The organism is Streptomyces sp. NPDC096176 (genome assembly GCF_044763255.1).
Taxonomy (GTDB): Bacteria; Actinomycetota; Actinomycetes; order Streptomycetales; family Streptomycetaceae; genus Streptomyces.
Genome location: NZ_JBIWFV010000012.1, coordinates 1 through 18819, shown reverse-complemented (window position 1 = coordinate 18819; position 18819 = coordinate 1). Strand labels below are relative to the sequence as shown.

General features: G+C 71.0%; 16 protein-coding genes. 7 read left to right on the top strand and 9 right to left on the bottom strand.

Annotation, left to right across the window (positions count from 1 at the left end; genetic code table 11):
- Window positions 1-61 precede the first annotated feature (61 nt).
- A complete protein-coding gene (locus ACIQ7Q_RS27940) occupies window positions 62-502 on the bottom strand; it encodes a hypothetical protein (protein ID WP_403867806.1) in 441 nt (146 codons plus the stop codon).
- A 449-nt stretch (window positions 503-951) separates the two neighbouring features.
- Between ACIQ7Q_RS27940 and ACIQ7Q_RS27935 the strand changes: the two genes are divergently transcribed.
- From ACIQ7Q_RS27935 to ACIQ7Q_RS27920, 4 genes are read left to right on the top strand one after another with little or no spacing between them, the layout of a single operon-like run.
- Window positions 952-3834, top strand: a complete 2883-nt coding sequence (locus ACIQ7Q_RS27935; protein ID WP_403867804.1) for a nitrate- and nitrite sensing domain-containing protein — start codon at window positions 952-954, stop codon at window positions 3832-3834.
- Window positions 3831-4286: a roadblock/LC7 domain-containing protein gene (locus tag ACIQ7Q_RS27930; RefSeq protein ID WP_403867801.1), complete on the top strand. Its 456-nt coding sequence runs from the start codon at window positions 3831-3833 to the stop codon at window positions 4284-4286. The genes ACIQ7Q_RS27935 and ACIQ7Q_RS27930 overlap by 4 nt, the downstream gene beginning before the upstream one ends.
- A gap of 8 nt (window positions 4287-4294) precedes the next feature.
- Entirely contained in the window at window positions 4295-4699 is a 405-nt protein-coding gene (locus tag ACIQ7Q_RS27925) for a DUF742 domain-containing protein (protein ID WP_403867798.1), read from the top strand.
- Window positions 4680-5285, top strand: coding sequence for a GTP-binding protein (locus tag ACIQ7Q_RS27920; RefSeq protein ID WP_403867796.1), 606 nt, complete (start codon window positions 4680-4682; stop codon window positions 5283-5285). The genes ACIQ7Q_RS27925 and ACIQ7Q_RS27920 overlap by 20 nt, the downstream gene beginning before the upstream one ends.
- 153 nt (window positions 5286-5438) lie before the next feature.
- On the opposite strand, the gene glpK is transcribed toward ACIQ7Q_RS27920, so the two are convergent.
- The 4 genes from glpK to ACIQ7Q_RS27900 all read right to left on the bottom strand — a co-directional run bounded on the left by glpK (window position 5439) and on the right by ACIQ7Q_RS27900 (window position 9238).
- Window positions 5439-6953, bottom strand: coding sequence for a glycerol kinase GlpK (gene glpK, locus ACIQ7Q_RS27915; protein WP_403867793.1), 1515 nt, complete (start codon window positions 6951-6953; stop codon window positions 5439-5441).
- Between the two features lie 56 nt (window positions 6954-7009).
- Window positions 7010-7771, bottom strand: a complete 762-nt coding sequence (locus tag ACIQ7Q_RS27910) for an MIP/aquaporin family protein (RefSeq protein ID WP_403867790.1) — start codon at window positions 7769-7771, stop codon at window positions 7010-7012.
- A gap of 269 nt (window positions 7772-8040) precedes the next feature.
- Window positions 8041-8391 (bottom strand): Mpo1-like protein, encoded by a 351-nt coding sequence (locus ACIQ7Q_RS27905; RefSeq protein ID WP_403867787.1) that lies wholly within the window; start codon window positions 8389-8391, stop codon window positions 8041-8043.
- A gap of 31 nt (window positions 8392-8422) precedes the next feature.
- Window positions 8423-9238, bottom strand: a complete 816-nt coding sequence (locus ACIQ7Q_RS27900) for a M15 family metallopeptidase (protein WP_403867785.1) — start codon at window positions 9236-9238, stop codon at window positions 8423-8425.
- Window positions 9239-9298: 60 nt separating this feature from the next.
- Here ACIQ7Q_RS27900 and ACIQ7Q_RS27895 point away from each other — a divergent pair, with 60 nt between their 5' ends.
- Window positions 9299-9805 (top strand): NUDIX domain-containing protein, encoded by a 507-nt coding sequence (locus tag ACIQ7Q_RS27895; RefSeq protein ID WP_403867782.1) that lies wholly within the window; start codon window positions 9299-9301, stop codon window positions 9803-9805.
- A 112-nt stretch (window positions 9806-9917) separates the two neighbouring features.
- Here the strand turns inward: ACIQ7Q_RS27895 and ACIQ7Q_RS27890 are convergent, their stop codons facing one another.
- Complete coding sequence (locus tag ACIQ7Q_RS27890) at window positions 9918-12281, bottom strand: glycoside hydrolase family 31 protein (RefSeq protein WP_403867779.1); 2364 nt, start codon at window positions 12279-12281, stop codon at window positions 9918-9920.
- Window positions 12282-12496: 215 nt separating this feature from the next.
- Between ACIQ7Q_RS27890 and ACIQ7Q_RS27885 the strand changes: the two genes are divergently transcribed.
- The gene (locus ACIQ7Q_RS27885) at window positions 12497-14473 is read left to right on the top strand and encodes an acetoacetate--CoA ligase (protein ID WP_403867777.1); all 1977 of its coding nucleotides are present in this window, start codon (window positions 12497-12499) and stop codon (window positions 14471-14473) included.
- Here ACIQ7Q_RS27885 and ACIQ7Q_RS27880 read toward each other — a convergent pair.
- Window positions 14443-15033, bottom strand: a complete 591-nt coding sequence (locus ACIQ7Q_RS27880) for a hypothetical protein (RefSeq protein ID WP_403867775.1) — start codon at window positions 15031-15033, stop codon at window positions 14443-14445. The genes ACIQ7Q_RS27885 and ACIQ7Q_RS27880 overlap by 31 nt on opposite strands.
- Window positions 15034-15181: 148 nt before the next feature.
- Between ACIQ7Q_RS27880 and ACIQ7Q_RS27875 the strand changes: the two genes are divergently transcribed.
- A complete protein-coding gene (locus tag ACIQ7Q_RS27875) occupies window positions 15182-16099 on the top strand; it encodes a hypothetical protein (protein WP_403867772.1) in 918 nt (305 codons plus the stop codon).
- Window positions 16100-16164: 65 nt separating this feature from the next.
- Here the strand turns inward: ACIQ7Q_RS27875 and ptsP are convergent, their stop codons facing one another.
- Complete coding sequence (ptsP, locus tag ACIQ7Q_RS27870; protein ID WP_403867769.1) at window positions 16165-17835, bottom strand: phosphoenolpyruvate--protein phosphotransferase; 1671 nt, start codon at window positions 17833-17835, stop codon at window positions 16165-16167.
- A gap of 74 nt (window positions 17836-17909) precedes the next feature.
- Window positions 17910-18359: a PTS glucose transporter subunit IIA gene (locus ACIQ7Q_RS27865; protein ID WP_403867766.1), complete on the bottom strand. Its 450-nt coding sequence runs from the start codon at window positions 18357-18359 to the stop codon at window positions 17910-17912.
- Window positions 18360-18819: the final 460 nt, after the last annotated feature.

Genomic DNA, 18819 nt, shown 5'->3' with positions numbered 1-18819 from the left:
GGCAGGCAGGCCCGGACCGACGGAAGGGCAGGCAGGCCTGGCAGGTCCGAAAGGGGCGGCCCTACGCCCGGGAGAGGTTTCCGGTGCCGCGCCGCCGTATGTGCGAGGTCTCGCGGGCTGCGGCGCGGGCCGTCCGGCGGGCGTGACGGCGCTCGCGGCGCAGGTGGCGCGCGGTGCTGCTGGGCGCGGAAACCACGCCGTTCCGCTGGTTCCACACCTGGCGGGTCACCCACACGTCGAGTACCGCCCACGTGGCGGCAATCGTGCTGACAATGCTGCTGAGCACCAGCGGAAACGCCAGCCAGGCCCCAGTGAGCGTGAAGAGGAACGCCGCCATCGCCTGGATCATCGTCAGCGACGCGATGATCACCGCGCGGACCGCCGCCGTACGGACTGGGTCGGCCATGCGCCGTCTTGCCACCGGCTCCTCGACCCAGAGCTGCCGCAGCACATGCGCGTCGTCCGCCGTCGGCGCCGCGTAGCGGCGCTCGTCCGTGTCCATGGTTTCTGTCACTCCCCACCTCTGTCCGACCTGACGGTGGCTTCCCGGATTCGGTTTCCTTACTCCGGCTGCCCGCACAGCAGCCGCACAACCGCCACAGGACCCGCCGCTCGACCCCCCGCCGCAACGGCTGAATTCCATGCGCGTGGCGACTGCGAACCCCTCAACACCCCTGCACAGAACGACGAACGAGCAGGCCGGATGATTCCCAGGGAGCGAAGAGTTCCAGCCATCTGCCCTGGTCCGAAAAGTGACATGCCGCAGCTGTCGCGCGGCAAGGCGCAGAATGCCAACTCCCCGAATACCAGGACATCCCATGATCGAACGATGGTGCGGAGGCCGAAAACCATCCGGACGTCTCTTCGAGTTGGTTGTATGACAGTAGTAGGCTCACGCCGTTTGCTGTCGGAACACCACCCGCACCGTGCGGAGTCGAGCAGGGGGAGGCCATGCGCTTTCGCGGGAAGTCCATCCGCCGGAAGATCGTGGCGTTGCTGCTCGTCCCTCTCGTCTCCCTCACGGCCCTGTGGGGCTTCGCGACCGTACTGACCGGTCGGGAGGCGAACCAGCTGCTCGACGCCAGCTCCGTCGCGGAGCAGGTTGGCAAGCCCGTCCTGGACACGATCGACGTCGTCCAGAAGGAACGCAGGCAGACACTGATCTACCTCGCGGACCGGCGTGCCGCCGACGCGCAGCCGGTGCTGCGCACGCGCCGCGCGGCCACCGACAGTGCCCTCGCCACGCTCCGGCGGAACGCGGAGCAGCCGTCCGCTCGCGACGACATGTCCTCCGAGTCGGCGCAGCAACTGGAGTCGCTCCTCGACGCCTTCGAGGGCATCGGAGCCCTGCGCCGGTCCGTGGACACCAACACCGTCAGCCGCGCGGACGCCCTCGAGTTCTACAACCGGCTCGTCGACCCCTCGCACAGCTTCCTGCTGACCCTGCACGCCTTCGACGACGTCGAGATGGAACGCCAGGGCCGTGCGCTGGTCGGACTCTCCCGCGCCCGCGAGATGCTCTCCCGTGAAGACGCCCTGATCGCCTCGTCGCTGACCGCCCGGAAGGTGACGGCACAGGAGATCCGCCGGCTCGCCGACCATGCCGCGCACCGGAAGGTCTATTACGCGTCGAACCTCGAGATGCTGCCCTCCCGGGAACGGGACACCTTCGAGCAGTACTGGAGCAGCCCCGAGACCGCGCCCCTGCGCGACACCGAGGAACGCATCATCGCTGCAGGGCCGGCCGACAAGCTGCCCGCGTCCGACGCCGAACGCTGGCAGCAGGCCGCCACCCCCGTCCTCGACCAGCTCGACCGTGAGGCCGCCGACGCCGGCGACCGCTACGAGGACCGGGTCGAACCCGCCGCGTACCGGGTTCTTCTCCTGGCCGGAGTGGCAGGCGTCCTCGGGTTCCTGGCCCTGCTCGTCTCCGTGATCGTCTCCGTACGGATCGGCCGCGACCTGGTCCGCGACCTGTCCCGGCTGCGCAAGGATGCCCACGAGGTCTCCGGCGTACGGCTGCCCAGCGTGATGCGGCGCCTCGCCGCCGGCGAACACGTCGATGTCGAGACGGAGGCGCCGCGCCTCGAGTACGACAAGGACGAGATCGGCCAGGCCGGTCAGGCGCTGAACACCCTCCAGCGGGCAGCCGTCGAGGCCGCCGTCCGCCAGGCCGAGATGCGGCGCGGGGTCTCCGAGGTGTTCGTGAACCTCGCCCGCCGCAACCAGGTGCTGCTGCACCGCCAACTCTCCCTCCTCGACCAGATGGAGCGGCGCACCGAGGACACGGAGGAACTGGCCGACCTGTTCCGCCTCGACCACCTCACCACCCGCATGCGGCGCCACGCGGAGGGCCTGGTTATCCTCTCCGGGGCCGCCCCGTCGAGGCAGTGGCGCAAGCCCATCCAGCTGATGGACGTCGTCCGGGCCGCCGTGGCCGAGGTCGAGGACTACGAGCGCATCGAGGTGCGCAGGCTGCCGCGGATCGGCGTCGGCGGGCCCGCGGTCGCCGACCTCACCCATCTCATCGCCGAACTCCTCGAGAACGCGACGGTGTTCTCACCTCCGCACACCGGCGTGCAGGTCCTCGGCGAACGGGTCGCCAACGGCTTCACCCTCGAGATCCACGACCGCGGTCTCGGCATGGCCGCAGACGCGCTCCTCGACGCCAACCTGCGCCTCGCGGAGACCCCCGAGTTCGAGCTCTCCGACACCGACCGGCTCGGCCTCTTCGTCGTCAGCCGCCTCGCCCAGCGCCAGAACGTCCGTGTCTCGCTCCAGCAGTCCCCGTACGGCGGCACGACCGCCGTGGTCTTCATACCGGCGGCCCTGCTCACGGAGGCGCCGGAGACGCAGGGCACAGGATTCCGTCTCGACCGGAAGAGCGACAGCGCGGCCGGACGGCGCGGCGACGGCAAGCAGGCTGCCCTGTCCCAGGTGCCGACCGGCCTGGTCGGCTCCGCCCTCCTCGACGGACCCGTCGAACTGGAGGCGCCGATCGGCGCGTTGGGCCTCGACGAGCGCGACCGCTCGGTGCTCGGCGACAACCGACCTCTGCCCACGGACCCCGGCCGCCTCGCCGACCTGGAGGGCACCGAGAGCGAGCGGGGCGGCGTCTTCCGCCCCCGCCGACGCCACGGGGACGCGCCCGGCGAGCAGCACCAGCAGGCGCGGGAGCAGCCCGGCGAGCACCGCGTCGGGCCCGTGCCCCTGCCGCGACGCAGGCCCCCGACGCTCGTCGCCGACCACGGCCGGCGGGTCGACGAGCGCGGTGCGGCCGGACGTCATCACCCGGCCCAGGAGCCCGGACGGGCCGTGGATCCGACGCCGTTCGCCCGGCCGCCGCTCACGGCCGCGCCCACGCCGTTCCCGGAGGACCGCCGCGACCGCGCGAAACCGAGGCCGCTGTCCGGCCCCCCGCCCGTGCAGCCCGTGCAGGAACCCTCGCAGGAATCGGCACCGCGCCAGGACACTCGACCGCCGCAGCCCGTACGGCCGAGGCGCGACGTGCCCGGGCCGGACGGCACGCCGCAGCAGCCGCTCGAGGGCCTGCCCCGCCGGGTCCGGCAGGCCAGCCTCGCGCCCCAGCTCAGGGCGTCGGCCGACGCCGACGGCGAGCAGACGGCCGCCCCGGTCCCACGCAGTGAGCCGGAGCGGGACGCGGACGAAGTCCGCGACCGCATGGCGTCCATGCAGCGCGGCTGGCAGCGCGGCCGCCGCCGCAACGCGGAGGACGCCGCGGCCGAACCAGGCAGTGACCCAGCCACCGGCGACGGCCGGTCGGCACCAGGATCGACATCGGACGGATCGACATCGGAGGGGGACGGTCGATGACCGCACCGCACGCCGCAGCAACCGACGCACACGGCGCCCAGCTCGGAGCCCAGCGCTCGGGCGGACTCAACTGGCTCCTGGACGAACTGGTCGACCGCGTCGCCAGTATCCGCAAGGCCCTCGTGCTCTCCAGCGACGGCCTCGCCACCGGCACGTCCCGGGAACTGACCCGCGAGGACAGCGAGCATCTCGCGGCCGTCGCCTCCGGCTTCCACAGCCTTGCCAAGGGCGTCGGCCGCCACTTCGACGCCGGGCAGGTCCGCCAGACCGTCGTGGAACTCGACGAGGCCTTCCTCTTCGTCACCGCCGCCGGCGACGGCAGCTGTCTCGCCGTGCTGGCCGACTCCGACTCGGACGTGGGCCAGGTCGCGTACGAGATGACCCTGATGGTCAAGCGGGTCGGAGCCCACCTCGTCACCGCACCACGGACCGGTCCGGCCGCCGGAGGGTGAGGGCGGCCATGAGTGACTCACTCCAGCATGGTCACAGGTCGCACCACTGGATCGACGCCGACGCGGGCCCGGTGGTGCGCCCGTACGCGATGACCCGAGGCCGAACCAGCCACGCGGGCCGCCACCGGCTCGACCTGATCGCCCTGGTCGTGCCGGAGGCCGCGGCCGACGACCCGGGCCGTGACCAGACGCTCTCGCCGGAACACGTCGAGATCGTCGAACGCTGTGGCGGCACCCCGCAGTCGATCGCCGAACTTGCCGCCGGTCTGGACCTGCCCGTCGGTGTGGTCCGCGTGCTCGTCGGCGATCTCGTCGACGACGCGCTCGTACACGTAACCCGTCCCGTTCCGCCGGCCGAACTGCCGGACGTGAGCATTCTCCGCGAGGTGATCAATGGTCTTCGGGCGCTCTAGCCGCCGCAAGGCGCCGATCGAGCCGGTGACTCTGAAGATCCTGGTGGCCGGCGGCTTCGGCGTCGGCAAGACCACCCTGGTCGGCGCGGTCAGCGAGATCAAACCGCTGCGTACGGAGGAGACGCTCACCGAGGCCGGCCGGCCGGTGGACGACCTCGCCGGCGTCGAGACCAAGACGACCACCACGGTCGCCATGGACTTCGGGCGCATCACCCTGCGCGAGGACCTGGTCCTGTACCTGTTCGGTACCCCGGGCCAGGACCGCTTCTGGTTCCTGTGGGACGAGCTGGCGCAGGGCGCGCTCGGCGCCGTCGTCCTCGCCGACACACGCCGTCTCGAGGACTGCTTCGCGGGCATCGACTACTTCGAACGCCGAGGAATTCCCTTCGCGGTCGCGGTCAACTGCTTCGAGGGGGCGAACCGCTTCCCCGAGGAGACCGTACGCGCCGCGCTCGACCTCGATCCCGAAGTGCCGCTGTTGATGGGTGACGCTCGCGAGCGGGAGTCCGTCAAGGACATCCTCGTCGCGGTGGTCGAGCACGCCCTGGCCCGCGCCGACCAGGTGCGCGAGCACGCCACGACCTGAGCCCATGAGGTGACACGGCCCGTACCCCCACCGACAGGGGTACGGGCCGTGGGCTCTGTGCAACCGCTGCGGATCGGGCTCGGTGCCGCTGCCGCGCACACCCGGCCGGGCCCCAAGCCGGGGGCCGAGCCCCGAACAGGCCAGGGCGGCGGCTCAGCCCTGGCCGGCTTCCTCCTCCCAGCCGAAGCTCTTCTCCACCGCCTTGCGCCAGTTGTGGTACTCGCGCTCGCGGACCTCCGCCTCCATCCGCGGCGACCACTCCACGTCGCGCTGCCAGTGGGTCTTGAGCTCGTCCAGGCCCGACCAGACACCCGTCGCCAGCCCGGCCGCGTACGCCGCGCCCAGACAGGTCGTCTCCGACACCTTCGGCCGGATCACCGGCACGGCCAGCACATCCGCCTGATGCTGCATCAGGAGATTGTTGGCCGTCATGCCTCCGTCGACCTTGAGCGTGGTGATCTGCACCCCGGAGTCCTGGTACATGGCGTCGACCACCTCACGCGTCTGCCAGCTGGTCGCCTCCAGGACCGCCCGTGCGAGGTGCGCCTTCGTCACATACCTGGTCAGGCCCGTGACGACACCGCGTGCGTCGGAGCGCCAATAGGGGGCATAGAGGCCGGAGAACGCCGGCACGATGTACGCGCCGCCGTTGTCCTCCACGCTCGCGGCCAACGTCTCGATCTCCCCGGCCGAGCGGATGATGCCGAGCTGGTCACGGAACCACTGCACGAGGGCGCCGGTGATGGCGATGGACCCCTCCAGGCAGTAGACGGGTGACTCGTCGCCGATCTTGTAGCCGAGCGTCGTGATCAGCCCGCTCTTCGAGGGGACGAACCGGTTGCCGGTGTTGAGCAGCAGGAAGCTGCCGGTCCCGTAGGTGTTCTTGGCCGTGCCGATGTCGTAGCAGGCCTGGCCGAAGATCGCGGCCTGCTGGTCGCCGAGCGCGGAGGCCACGGGGACCCCGGCGAGCTGGCCGACGGCTGTCCCGTACACCTCAGAGGAGGACCGGATCTCGGGCAGCATCTCCTTCGGCAGATTCATCGCGGCAAGGATCTCCGCGTCCCACTCCAGGGTCCGGAGGTCCATCAGCATGGTGCGCGACGCGTTGGTCACATCGGTGACGTGCACGCCGCCGTCCGTGCCGCCGGTGAGGTTCCAGATCAACCAGGAGTCGATGGTGCCGAACGCGATCTCGCCCCGCTCCGCCCGCGCACGCAGCCCGGGCACCTCGTCCAGCAGCCAGGCGGCCTTCGGCCCCGAGAAGTAGCTGGCCAGCGGCAGACCGGTGGTGTCGCGGAAGCGGTCCTGCCCGTCCGAGCCGCCCAGTTCGTGGCAGAGAGCCGCCGTACGGGTGTCCTGCCAGACGATCGCGTTGTGCACGGGCTTTCCGGTCGCCCGGTCCCACAGCACCGTCGTCTCGCGCTGGTTGGTGATCCCGAGGGCGCTGAGCTGGTCGGCGCGCAGACCCGCCTTGGCGACGGCCCCGGCGACGACCGCCTGCACCTTCGACCAGATCTCGGTCGCGTCGTGCTCCACCCACCCGGGCCTCGGGAAGATCTGGCGGTGTTCGCGCTGGTCGACGGCGACGACGGCGCCGTCCTGGTTGAAGATGATGCAGCGGCTGGACGTGGTGCCCTGATCGATTGCGGCGACGAACCTGTCCGTCATGACGTCCCCTTCTCGAATCGGCCGGCCGGAGGGCCGGGGAAAGGCCGGCGGCGGCCCTAGAAGGCCGCGTTGAAGATGAGTCCGGCCAGCAGTGCTCCGACGAGCGGCCCGGCTACCGGCACCCAGGCATAACCCCAGTCGGACATCCCCTTGTTGGGGATCGGCAGAACGGCGTGCGCAATGCGCGGACCGAGATCGCGGGCCGGGTTGATGGCGTAACCGGTCGGCCCGCCGAGCGAGAGGCCGATGCCGACGACCAGCAGCGAGACCAGCAGGATGGAGATGCCGGAGCCGTAGATTCCGGCGTCCTCGCCGGGAATCGGTCCGATGCCGATGCCGTCGTTCTTCCCGAACGCGAGAATCGGCAGGACCAGCCCCATCGTCGCGATGATCTCCGTGAGGGCGTTCGCCCACGGTTTGCGGATCTCCGGACCGGTGGCGAAGATCCCCAGCGTCGGCTGGGCGTTCTTGGCGTCGCCGTTCGCCTGGAACTGTGCGAAGTAGACGAGGTACGCCAGTACGGCACCGACGATCGCGCCGATCATCTGCGACACGATGTAGAGCGGCACCTTGCTCCACTCGCCGGTGTCGACGGCGACGCCCACGGTGACCGCCGGGTTGAGGTGCCCGCCGGACAGCGGTGCGGCGGTGTACGCGCCGGCCAGCACACCGAAGCCCCAGCCGAACGCGATGACGACCCAGCCCGCGGACTTCGCCTTGGAGTGATGCAGGGTGACGGCGGCGCAGACACCTGCGCCGAAGAGAATGAGTATCGCGGTGCCGATGACCTCACCGAGGAATATGTCTGCGTTGCTCATGGCGGCTCCTTGGCCCTCGCCCGGGACACCTGCCCCGGCCCTCCGTGCAGGGTTCGTGCTCCATGTGCATTTCATGGACGTCCATGGCTACGGAGCCGGCGGCAGGGCGGATCCCTGCCACGCCCGGTGTCCGTGACGAGCGTGGTGAGCGTGCGCGCCGACGTACGGAGCTGCCGACGAACAGGCAGTTTTCACCGGCCGTGATGGGGCGTCAAGGTCGCCGACAGCATGCGCTGTTCACGGCATGACCAAGCGCGGGGAACGAGCAGTCAGCGGTTCTCCGCGAGCCACTTGGCGGCGATCTCCGCCAGCTCGGCGTCCCTGCCCGCCAGCATCATCCGGATCATCTGCATGTCACCGCGCAGCGACCACGCCGGATGCCCGAACGTCGCCGGATTGTTCCCCTCGATGAAGAAGTGGGCAGGCCACGCCGTCCCGTAGCCGATCAACGGCAGCGCGGCCACGAAACGTTTCCGCCCCCGTGCCAGACCGTAGGCGGTGACCGCGAGCCCGGTCAGCGTGCCCGTCAGATGCACCCACCGAGTCGCCGCCCGGGAGTGCATCGCGACGTAGTAGGGCCAGAACTCCTCGTACGACCGGAAAGTCTGCTGCTGCGTCATGCCGGCACGTTAGCCGCCGCAGCGCCCAGCGTCAGCCCGCCCGGTGCCCCGCGACCGAACGCACCGCTACGGGGAAATCGAAGTACCTGTCGGGGAAGGGCTCCGGCTTGTACGTGAAGTGCCACCACTCCTCCGGCAGGTTCACGAACCCGACCGCCGCGAGGGTGCCCCTCAGCAGTTCCCGGTTGGCGCGCTGCTCGCCGGTGATCCGCGGATCGTCGGTGTGCGACAGGGTGTCGAAGCAGTCGTACCCGGTCCCCATGTCGACCGAGTTGTCCGGGAACCGTTCGGCCTGGGGCGCGTAGCACGGCGCGAGCGGCTCGCCCGGCACATACGGCCGGGTCGGCAGGGCGGGCAGCTTCACGATCGTCAGGTCCACCGTGCTGCCGCGGCTGTGCCCGGACTTCTCCGCGATGTAACCATCCGCGAAGAGACGCGACTTGTCGACTTGCGGATAGAACTCCTTCTTCATCGTCTCGTCCTCGAGATCCTTCGCCCACCGCACGAAGTGGTCGACAGCACGCTGCGGGCGGTAGCAGTCGTACACCTTCAGCGAGTACCCCTGCCGCAGCAGCGCCGACTGCGCCCGGCGCAGCGCCTGCGCCGCGGGCCGCGTGACGATGCACACCGGCTGCCGGTAGCCGTCGACCGGCTCGCCCACGAAGTTGTGCGGCGTCGTGTAACGCATCTCCTGAATGATCGTCGGCGCCACGGCGCGCAGCGCCACGAACTCCCGCGGCGCCTTGGGTTCGGGAACTGCCCGGGCTGCGGGAGCCGCTGTGGTGACGGTGAGCAGAGCGGCGGCTGTGGCGGTCAGAGCACGCAAGGCGGAACCAAGTCGAGTCATGCGCCCACCGTTTACCAGGTACCGGCCCGCCGGGAAAGAGTGATCGGATACAGTCCGCGCGTGTCCAAGGACTCCCACTGCGGCCACTGCGGAGCGCCGTACGGCTCCACCGCAGGCTGGCCCCGCACCTGTCCCGCCTGCGGCGAGATCGCCTACCGCAATCCGCTGCCGGTCGCCGTCGCACTGCTGCCCGTGCGCGACGCCCACGGCACCGGCCTCGTCGTCATCACCCGCACGATCGCGCCCGCCCTCGGCGGAACCGCTCTGCCCGGCGGATTCATCGACCACGGCGAGGACTGGCGGCACGCGGTGGTGCGCGAGCTTCGGGAGGAGACCGGTATCGAGGCTTCGGAGCGCGACGTGCGGCTCGCAGACGCCCTCAGTTCCCCGGCCGGACATCTGCTCGTCCTCGGGCTGCTCCCCGTGCGGTCGGCGGCCGAACTGCCGCCGTCCCTCCCGACCGACGAGACCGACGGCTGGCGGCTGCTGCGCGGCCCCGCGGACCTCGCGTTCCCCCTCCACACGATCGCCGCGCGGAACTGGTTCTCCGGCGTCTACACCAACTGAGGGCGCGCCTGTCGTTAACTGAGGGCGCGCCTGTCGTTCTGAGGGACGCCCGGCCGACGGAGCGCCGGTCCGAGGGCGCGCCCCGTCGGCCGCCGTGCAACGCGGCTCGCCGTCACTCCAGGCCCCGCACCCGTACCGGTCCCTCGGCCGTGACCGGTCCGCCGTCGGTGACCCGTTCCACCACAACCCGCCCGTTCACCAGGCGGGTCGTCCAGCGCTCGACCTCCGGCTCGGCCCAGCCGTCCCCGGTGTCCCGCACCACCAGCCCGCCACCCGTGCGTCCCACGGCCGGCGCCCAGACCTCCAGCCCGACCCGGTCCTGTCCGTCGCCCTCTCCGCCGGCCATGTCGAGCACCGGCAGCACCGCACCCGCACGTGCGAGCACCGGAATCCGGGACAGCGGTGCGTCAACGAGCACTTGGCCGGGGCCCTCGTAGGACCGGCCGGTGGCCGTGTCGTACCACCGGCCGCGCGGCAGCCGCACCGCACGCCGGTCCGCGCCCCGCTCCAGCACCGGAGCCACGAGCAACGAGTCGCCCAACAGAAAAGCGTCCTCGCAGTCCCGCAGCGCCCGGTCCTCCGGACATCCCCACCACAGCGGACGCACATACGGCGCCCCGGTCAGCCGGGCCAGGTGCGCCAGCGTCACGAAGTACGGGCCGAGCCGGGCCCGCTCCACCAGGGCGGCCCTCGCGTGCGCCGCCACCTCCGGGCCGTACGCCCGCGGCGGCGTGGCCTCCTTCGTACGCATCAGTGGCAGGTACGCCGCCAGCTGGAGCCGCCGAAGATACAGCTCCGGCGACGGCCCCCCGTCGGCGCCCACATCCGCCCCCGCATAGGGAACGCCGCACAGCCCGAGCCCCAGTACCAGTGACAGCGTTGCCCGCAGTCCCGGCCAGCCCGCCGAGACCTCCCCGGACCCGGCGCCGCCGTACCGCTGCATCCCCGCCCAGCCGGAGCGGGAGACGAGGAACGGCCGCTCTTCGGGACGCAGCCGGCGCAGCGCCTCGTAGCCGGCGCGGGCCATTCCCAGCCCGTACACGTTGTGCGCCTCCCGATGGTCGCCGGGGCGCCCGTCCAGCGCGTGCAGCGATGACCGGGGGAGCGTCATACTGCCGAAGGCCGTGCAGGCCACCGGCTCGTTCCGGTCGTGCCACACACCCGAGAAGCCCTGGGCGAGTCCCTCCTCGTACAGCTCGCCCCACCACTCGCGCACCCGCGGCTCCGTGAAGTCCGGGAAGACGCACTCCTGCCGACCGGCCGTGCCCCGCACTTCGGCGCCCCTGGAGTCCCGCACGAACAGCCCCGCCGAGGACCCACTGTCGTACACCGCCTCTCCCGGCACGGCGCCCACCGCCGGGCAGACCGCGCGGACCAGTCGCACCCCTTCCTCGCGCAGATCTTTCGCGACCTCCGGCAGGGAGGGGAAACGATCACGGTCGCCTGTGAGCCCTGACGGTGCGCCGTCGAAGCCGTCGCCGAAGAGGCCGCCGACATGGACGGCCGACAGCGGAAGTTCCAGCTCACGATGGGCGGCCGCGGCCCTGCGCAGTTCCTCCTCGCTGTCGGTCCGTACGACGCGCTGCGCGCCGAGCGCCCACGAAGGGGGCAGCGCGGGAGCCCCCGTCAGCTGCGCCCATCCGAAGAGGACCCGCGCGGGCATGCCCACCAGCACCCAGCTGCGCAGCGGCCCGCCCTCCATCCGCAGCTCGACGGTGCCGGGCCGGTCGTGGCCGGACCCTGCGCCCTCCTCACCCTCACGGACGCTGACCCTGCCCTCCCACGTGTTGTCGTGGAAGGCGAGATGGGTGGCCGCGTCGGCAACCACCAGCTGCACCGGCATCGTGATGTACAACGGGTCCTCGCCCGGACCGAACCCTTCCTGCGGCGCCGTGTTCCACAGCCCATAGACACCGTCCCGCAGCCGCGGTCCCGAAGCCCGCCCGCCGAGCCCGAACAGGCGCGCGTCGGCGGCGATCTCGCTGCGCTGCACCCAGCGCGCGGACCCTCCTCCGACCGGCTCCCACCAGCGCGGCGGCAGATCCCGCCGCAGCACCACACCGCCCGGCGTGCGGATCTCCACCCCGCCGTGCCGCGAGACCTCGACCGTCAGCCGCTCGGAGACCACCCGCCAGCCGCCGTCCTTGTCCGGCTCGATCGCCACCCGGGCATCGGGCTCGGGAGGCACGCCGGCCAGGGCGTAGGAGGGTTCCGGCAGCGCACCGTCCCATCCCAGGAACACCGCACCGCCCACCGTCACCACGATGCGCAGCTCGGCACGGGCGAACCGTACGACGCCCCCACCGGGCAGCGGCTCCGCGCCGGTCGCCGGGCCCGGCACCCTGGCCCGCTCCGGGCCCCTGGCCGGCAGGCCCACGGCATCGGCCCGGTGCCGGCGCCATGCCGAGCGGGCGGCCCGCAGCCCCTGAGCCGTAGCGAACGTTCTCACAGAGCGCACCAGATCACGACCGTCCATGCGGATCACCCTGCCATCCGAGAGCGGACGCAGATGCGCTGTTCAACTGCCGTTCACCCGTGATGGGAGCACATATTCGCCAAGCTGACCATGGGGGATCAGCCCTGGTGCGAAAGACGATCACATGGCATCGTCCTGTCAGCCGCGTCCGCGCACACCCCGCCCGTGCGCGGCGGCACGCACACACCGCGTAGAGCCAGCCCGGGAGCCGACCAATGACCTCAAGCGCGAACCCTGCCCCTCTCTGGCAGCCCGACCCCGACCGCATCGCCGCCGCCCGGATCACCCGATTCCAGGCCTGGGCCGCCGAGCGCCACGGGGCACCCGCCGAGGGCGGTTACCAGGCGCTGCACCGCTGGTCCGTCGACGAGCTGGAGACGTTCTGGCAGGCGGTCGCCGAATGGTTCGAGATCCGCTTCTCGACCCCGTACTCGCGCGTCCTAGCCGACCGAGCGATGCCCGGTGCCCAGTGGTTCCCGGGCGCCACCCTCAACTACGCCGAGCACGCCCTGCGCACCGCCGAAGATCCCACGCGTGCCCATGATCCCGCGCTGCTGTATGTGGACGAGACACATGAGGCGACGCCCATCAGCTGGTCCGAGCTCCGGCGCCAGGTCGGCGCGCTCGCCGCCGAGCTGCGCGCCCTCGGCGTCAGGCCCGGGGACCGCGTCAGCGGCTACCTCCCGAACATCCCGCAGGCCGTCACAGCGCTCCTCGCCACCGCCGCGGTCGGCGCGGTGTGGACCTCCTGCGCCCCCGACTTCGGCGCCCGCAGCGTCCTCGACCGCTTCCAACAGGTCGAACCCGTTGTCCTGTTCACGGTCGACGGCTACCGCTACGGCGGCAAGGAGCACGACCGCACGGAAACCGTCGCCGAGCTGCGCCGCGAACTGCCCACCCTGCGTGCGGTCGTCCACATCCCGCTGCTCGGGACCGACGCCCCCGAGGGCGCCCTCGACTGGACCGCGGTGACCGTGGGACACGCCGAGCCGGTCTTCGAACAGGTCCCCTTCGACCACCCGCTGTGGGTGCTGTACTCCTCTGGCACCACCGGCCTGCCCAAGGCCATCGTCCAGTCCCAGGGCGGCATCCTGCTGGAGCACTTCAAGCAGCTCGGTCTCCACTGCGACCTCGGCCCCGGCGACCGGTTCTTCTGGTACACCTCCACCGGCTGGATGATGTGGAACTTCCTCGTCTCCGGCCTGCTCACCGGCACCACCGTCGTCCTGTACGACGGCAGCCCCGGCTATCCCGACACCGGCGCCCAGTGGCGGGTCGCGGAACGCACGGAGGCCACCTTGTTCGGCACCTCCGCCGCGTACGTCATGGCCTGCGCCAAGGCGGATGTCCACCCCGGAGGGGACTTCGACCTCTCGCGCGTCAAGTGCGTCGCCACCACCGGCTCCCCGCTGCCGCCCGACGGCTTCCGCTGGCTGCACGACCAGGTGGCGGACAACCTGTGGATCGCCTCCGTCAGCGGCGGCACCGACGTGTGCAGCTGCTTCGCAGGAGCCGTGCCCACGCTTCCCGTCGAGATCGGCGAGTTGCAGGCCGCGTGCCTCGGTACCGACCTGCAGTCCTGGGACCCGCAGGGCAAACCGGTCGTCGGCGAGGTCGGTGAACTGGTGGTCACCAACCCGATGCCCTCGATGCCGATCCGGTTCTGGAACGACCCCGACGGCAGCCGCTACCGCGACAGCTACTTCGAGATGTATCCCGGCGTGTGGCGACACGGCGACTGGATCACCATCACCGACCGCGGCTCCGTGATCATCCACGGCCGCTCCGACTCCACGCTCAACCGTCAGGGCGTCCGCATGGGTTCGGCCGACATCTACGAGGTCGTCGAACGCCTCCCCGAGATCCGCGAGTCGCTCGTCATCGGCCTCGAGGAACCGGACGGCGGCTACTGGATGCCGCTCTTCGTCCACCTCGCCGAGGGCGCCGTCCTCGACGACGGCCTGCGCACCCGCATCAAGCAGTCCATCCGCGAGAACCTCTCGCCGCGGCACGTCCCCGACGACATCATCGAGGTCCCCGGCGTCCCCCACACGCTCACCGGCAAGCGCATCGAGGTCCCGGTCAAACGACTCCTCCAGGGCACCGCGCTCGCCAAGGCGGTCAACCCGGGCTCCGTGGACAACCCCGAACTCCTCCGCTTCTACGAGGAGATCGCGCGCGGCCGCAAGTAGCCCCGGTCGTGGTCAACCCCCGTAGGTCGTCTCGGACTCACCCAGCACGCCGGCGAAGTCCGAGGCCGGCCGAGCAGCGTCGGCCGGCTGCAGTCGGCGGCCGTGATCCGCACCCGGGGGCCGCCGAGAGCCGTAACCCGTGCCCCGGCCGCGACCCACCAGCCCCTCGAACGCAGTCCGTGCACGACTGCGGACTCGTCGCGGACGGGCACCCACACATTCATCCCGCCCACCCCGTGTGCCTCCACCCCGCGTGAGGCCAACTCGGACACCAGCTCCCGCCGCCGCTCGCCGTAGGCGGACCGGGCGCGGGCCGCCAGGGCCTGCGTGTCGGAGTCGGTCATCAGGCCGAGGACCGTGCGCTGCAGCAGATGACTGATCCACCCCCACGTCAGCCGCAGCCGCCCGTCGTGACGCGCCGGCATCGTCGGGTCGCACGCCGCCGTGGCCCACCGCAAGTCCGTACCCAGAAGCTTGGTGGCGGTCCGCACGTAGGCCGCACGGCGCGAGGCCTCCGGACGCGGGTGCATGGAGCGGCGCGCCCGCGATGTCCGGGGCATGTTCGTTCTCGATGCCGTCCTCAAGGGTTTCTGCGCGGTGTGCCTCGCCCAAGGCCGGCTCGCACGCGACCGGCTGCCGGAGCCGGATTGTCAGTGCCTCCCACTACCGTGAGTCACGAATGATCGACAGCGCACTGGGGGAATCGACATGGCGCACATCAGGCAGTCCAGGCAGTCCAGGCAGACCGGCAGCAACGCAGCGATGCGGCGCGCGCTGCGCCGAGAAGTCCCGAGCACCGTCGGCATCCTCGCCGACGAGCAGGACTTCACGACCATGCGCCGCTACCGCACCTTCGCGTTCGACGACTACAGCACCTATCTACGGCAGTCGGAGCAGCTCCTGAAATCCCTGGCTGCCCAGCAACTGCACACGTCCGTGGCCCTCTTCGACCCCGGGGAATTCGCCGAGTACTGCACCGAGGCAGGCATCGACGCCGACGCCCCGGCAGGCCGCAGCCGTTTCACCGCAGAGCTCGCGGGCCGCGGCGCCGGCGTCGCGTACACGGGGCAACCCCTGCGCGCGCTGCTGCCCCAGCTCATCAACAGGGCGGTCCGCCAGGCCACGTGGGAGTACGCCACCATGCTTCTCGCCGACCTCGGAGCCTGCGCCGACTGCGGACAGGACATCGGAAGGTCCGCGTTCGACACGGCCTCCCGCATCCTGATGCGCCTGCTCGAGGTGGCAGGGCCCGGCACGCACCACCTCGTCTGCAGCGTCCCCGGCCCGGACGAACAGCTCCTCGCCGTTCTCCACGCCCAGGGCGGCCCCTCGACGTCGGCGCAGATCGACGCTGCGGAAGGCGCCGAGTTCGTCACCGTCCTCGCCGCGGGCATCGCCCTCCAAACCTCCGGAGGAGTGGTGCTCCGCACCAGCAGCTCCGACACGCCCGACCACCTCCACGGCTGGCGGCTCACCCAGGGCCGCCTCGACCCACTCACCGCTGGCGAGGTGTTCAGCGCCTACTGCACCGACTCCGCCACCGGCGACCCCCTGTCCCCGGAGCCAGGCGTCGAGTACTGCGCGGGCTTCCCCATCACCACCGACGACCCGGAACACCACCACTGACAGCGAAGGGGGCTTCCCGCCGTCGGCGGGAAGCCCCCTTGTCATCCATCGGCGCCGTGCCGCGGCTACTCGCCGGACAGCACCGCCTGCGCGGCCACCCGGGCTTCCTCGGCGGTGTCCGCGGCACGCGCCGCCGCGGCCGCACGCTCGCACTGCGCCAGCGTGTACTTCGCGAGCGTCGCCCGCACATAAGGAATCGACGCGGCGCCCATCGACAGCGACGTCACACCCAGACCGGTCAGCACACAAGCCAGCAGTGGATCGGAGGCAGCTTCACCACACACACCACAGCTCTTGCCCTCGGCCTGGGCAGCCTCTGCGGACAGCGCCACCAGATCGAGCAGCGCCGGCTGCCAGGGGTCCTGCAGCCGTGAAACGGCACCCACCTGCCGGTCGGCGGCGAAGGTGTACTGCGCGAGGTCGTTGGTGCCGAGCGAAAGGAACTCCACCTCCTGCAGGATCGAGCGCGCCCGCAGCGCGGCGGACGGGATCTCCACCATCGCTCCGAACTTCGCCCGCAGGCCCGCCTCCCGGCACGCGTCGGCGAACGCCTTGGCGTCCGTACGGTCCGCGACCATCGGAGCCATGACCTCGAGGTACACGGGCAGCCCCTGCGCGGCCTTCGACAGCGCCGACAGCTGCGTCCTCAGCACCTCCGGGTGGTCCAGCAACGAGCGCAGCCCGCGCACACCCAGCGCCGGGTTCGGCTCGTCGGCCGGGGTCAGGAAGTCGAGCGGCTTGTCCGCGCCGGCGTCCAGCACCCGCACGACCACTCGCCCCTCGGGAAAGGCCTCGAGCACCTTGCGGTACGCCTCGACCTGCTTCTCCTCCGACGGAGCCTGCTTGCTGTCGTCCAGGAACAGGAACTCGGTACGGAAGAGACCGACACCCTCGGCACCGGCGTCCACGGCCGCGGGCACATCCGCGGGGCCGCCGACATTCGCCAGCAGCGGCACCTTGTGCCCGTCGGACGTCGCCCCCGGGCCGGTGGAAGCCGCGAGGGCCGCCCTGCGCTCGGCCGCGGCCTGCTCCATCTGCTCGCGCTTCTCGTCGCTCGGCTCCACGAAGATCTCGCCCGTGCTGCCGTCGACGGCGATCATGGTGCCTTCGGCGATCTCACCCGCGCCCGGCAGAGCGACCACGGCAGGCACCCCGAGCGCCCGCGCCAGAATGGCGCTGTGGCTCGTCGGCCCGCCCTCCTCGGTGACGAACCCGAGCACCAGTGCCGGGTCCAGAAGCGCGGTGTCCGCCGGCGCCAGGTCCCGGGCGATCAGTACATACGGCTCGTCACTGTCGGGAACTCCCGGCATCGGCACGCCCAGCAGTCGTGCCACGATCCGGTTCCGCACGTCGTCCAAATCCGCGACCCGCCCGGCCAGGTACTCGCCGGCACCGGCCAGCAGCGCCCGGTAGGCGGCGAAGGCGTCGTACACCGCACGCTCGGCCGTGCTGCCGACTGCGATACGGCGCTCGACGTCGGCCATCAGCTCCGGGTCCTGCGCCATCATGGCCTGCGCCTCGAGCACCGCCTGTGCCTCGCCGCCGGCCAGATTCCCGCGGGCAATCAGGTCGGCGGACACGGCCTCGACAGCCTGACGGGCACGCCCCTGCTCGCGCCCCGCGTCCTGTGCCGGGATCTGCTTGGCCGGCGGCTCGAGAACCGCCGTGCCCATGTGCCGCACCTCGCCGATCGCCACACCGTGGCTCACGCCGACGCCTCGCAGCGTTGTCTCCATTTCACCGTCTCCGATAGAGCGACGATCCGTGCCGCCGCGATGAATCTCCGACCCGCCGTCACCGGCGTCGGCGGTCACTGCCAGCCGAAGAGGCTGTCGCCGGCCTTCACGTCGCCGTCCTCTCGGAGCCCGGACAGAGCATCGTGGGTGGCCTCGAGCGCCACGACCGGGCAGATGGCGGACTTGCCGGCGGCCTCGACGGCCGACGGGTCCCAGCCCACCACGGCCTGACCGCGGCGCACGGTGTCCCCCTTGTTGACGAGCAGCTCGAAGCCCTCGCCATTCAGCTGCACCGTGTCGATACCGAGGTGCGTCAGCACCCCGTGCCCCTCGTCGTCGACGACAACAAAGGCATGCGGGTGCAGCGAAACGATGATGCCGTCAACGGGAGAGACGGCCTCCGACGGCTCACGCACGGGGTCAATGGCAGTCCCGGGCCCGACCATCGCACCGGAGAACACCGGGTCGGGCACCGCGGCGAGCCCGATGGCTCGTCCGGCAAGAGGGGACGTCACTGTGGTCATGGAGCCTCCCAGGGGCGGAGATTCGGTCGGCGCCGTCACGGCGTGTCGTGGTCGACGCACTGTTTCAGAAGGGTAGGTCATGAGAAGTCCTAGTTCCGCCCTGGACCTACCAGTTGACGGACTAGGGGCACACCGGAGGGATTTGCGTCATCTGCCGGTAGGCCTGTACTGTCGTACCCCTGCCTGACCCCAACGCGACGCTGAGTCGGGGGTCGGCAGCAGCGCTTATCAAGCCGGATCCTAACTGGTCTAAACCACTGGTTGCCCTCAGGGTGCCCGCAAGGTGGTGGTCGGAGAGGCCATGAAAGCCTGATAGTGTTGGAAACACCGAAGGGAAGCGCCCGGAGGGCCCGTGAAAGGGACCGAAGGAAGCGTCCGTTCCTTGAGAACTCAACAGTGTGCCAAAAATCAACGCCAGATATGTTGATACCCCGTCCATCTTCGGATGGTCGAGGTTCCT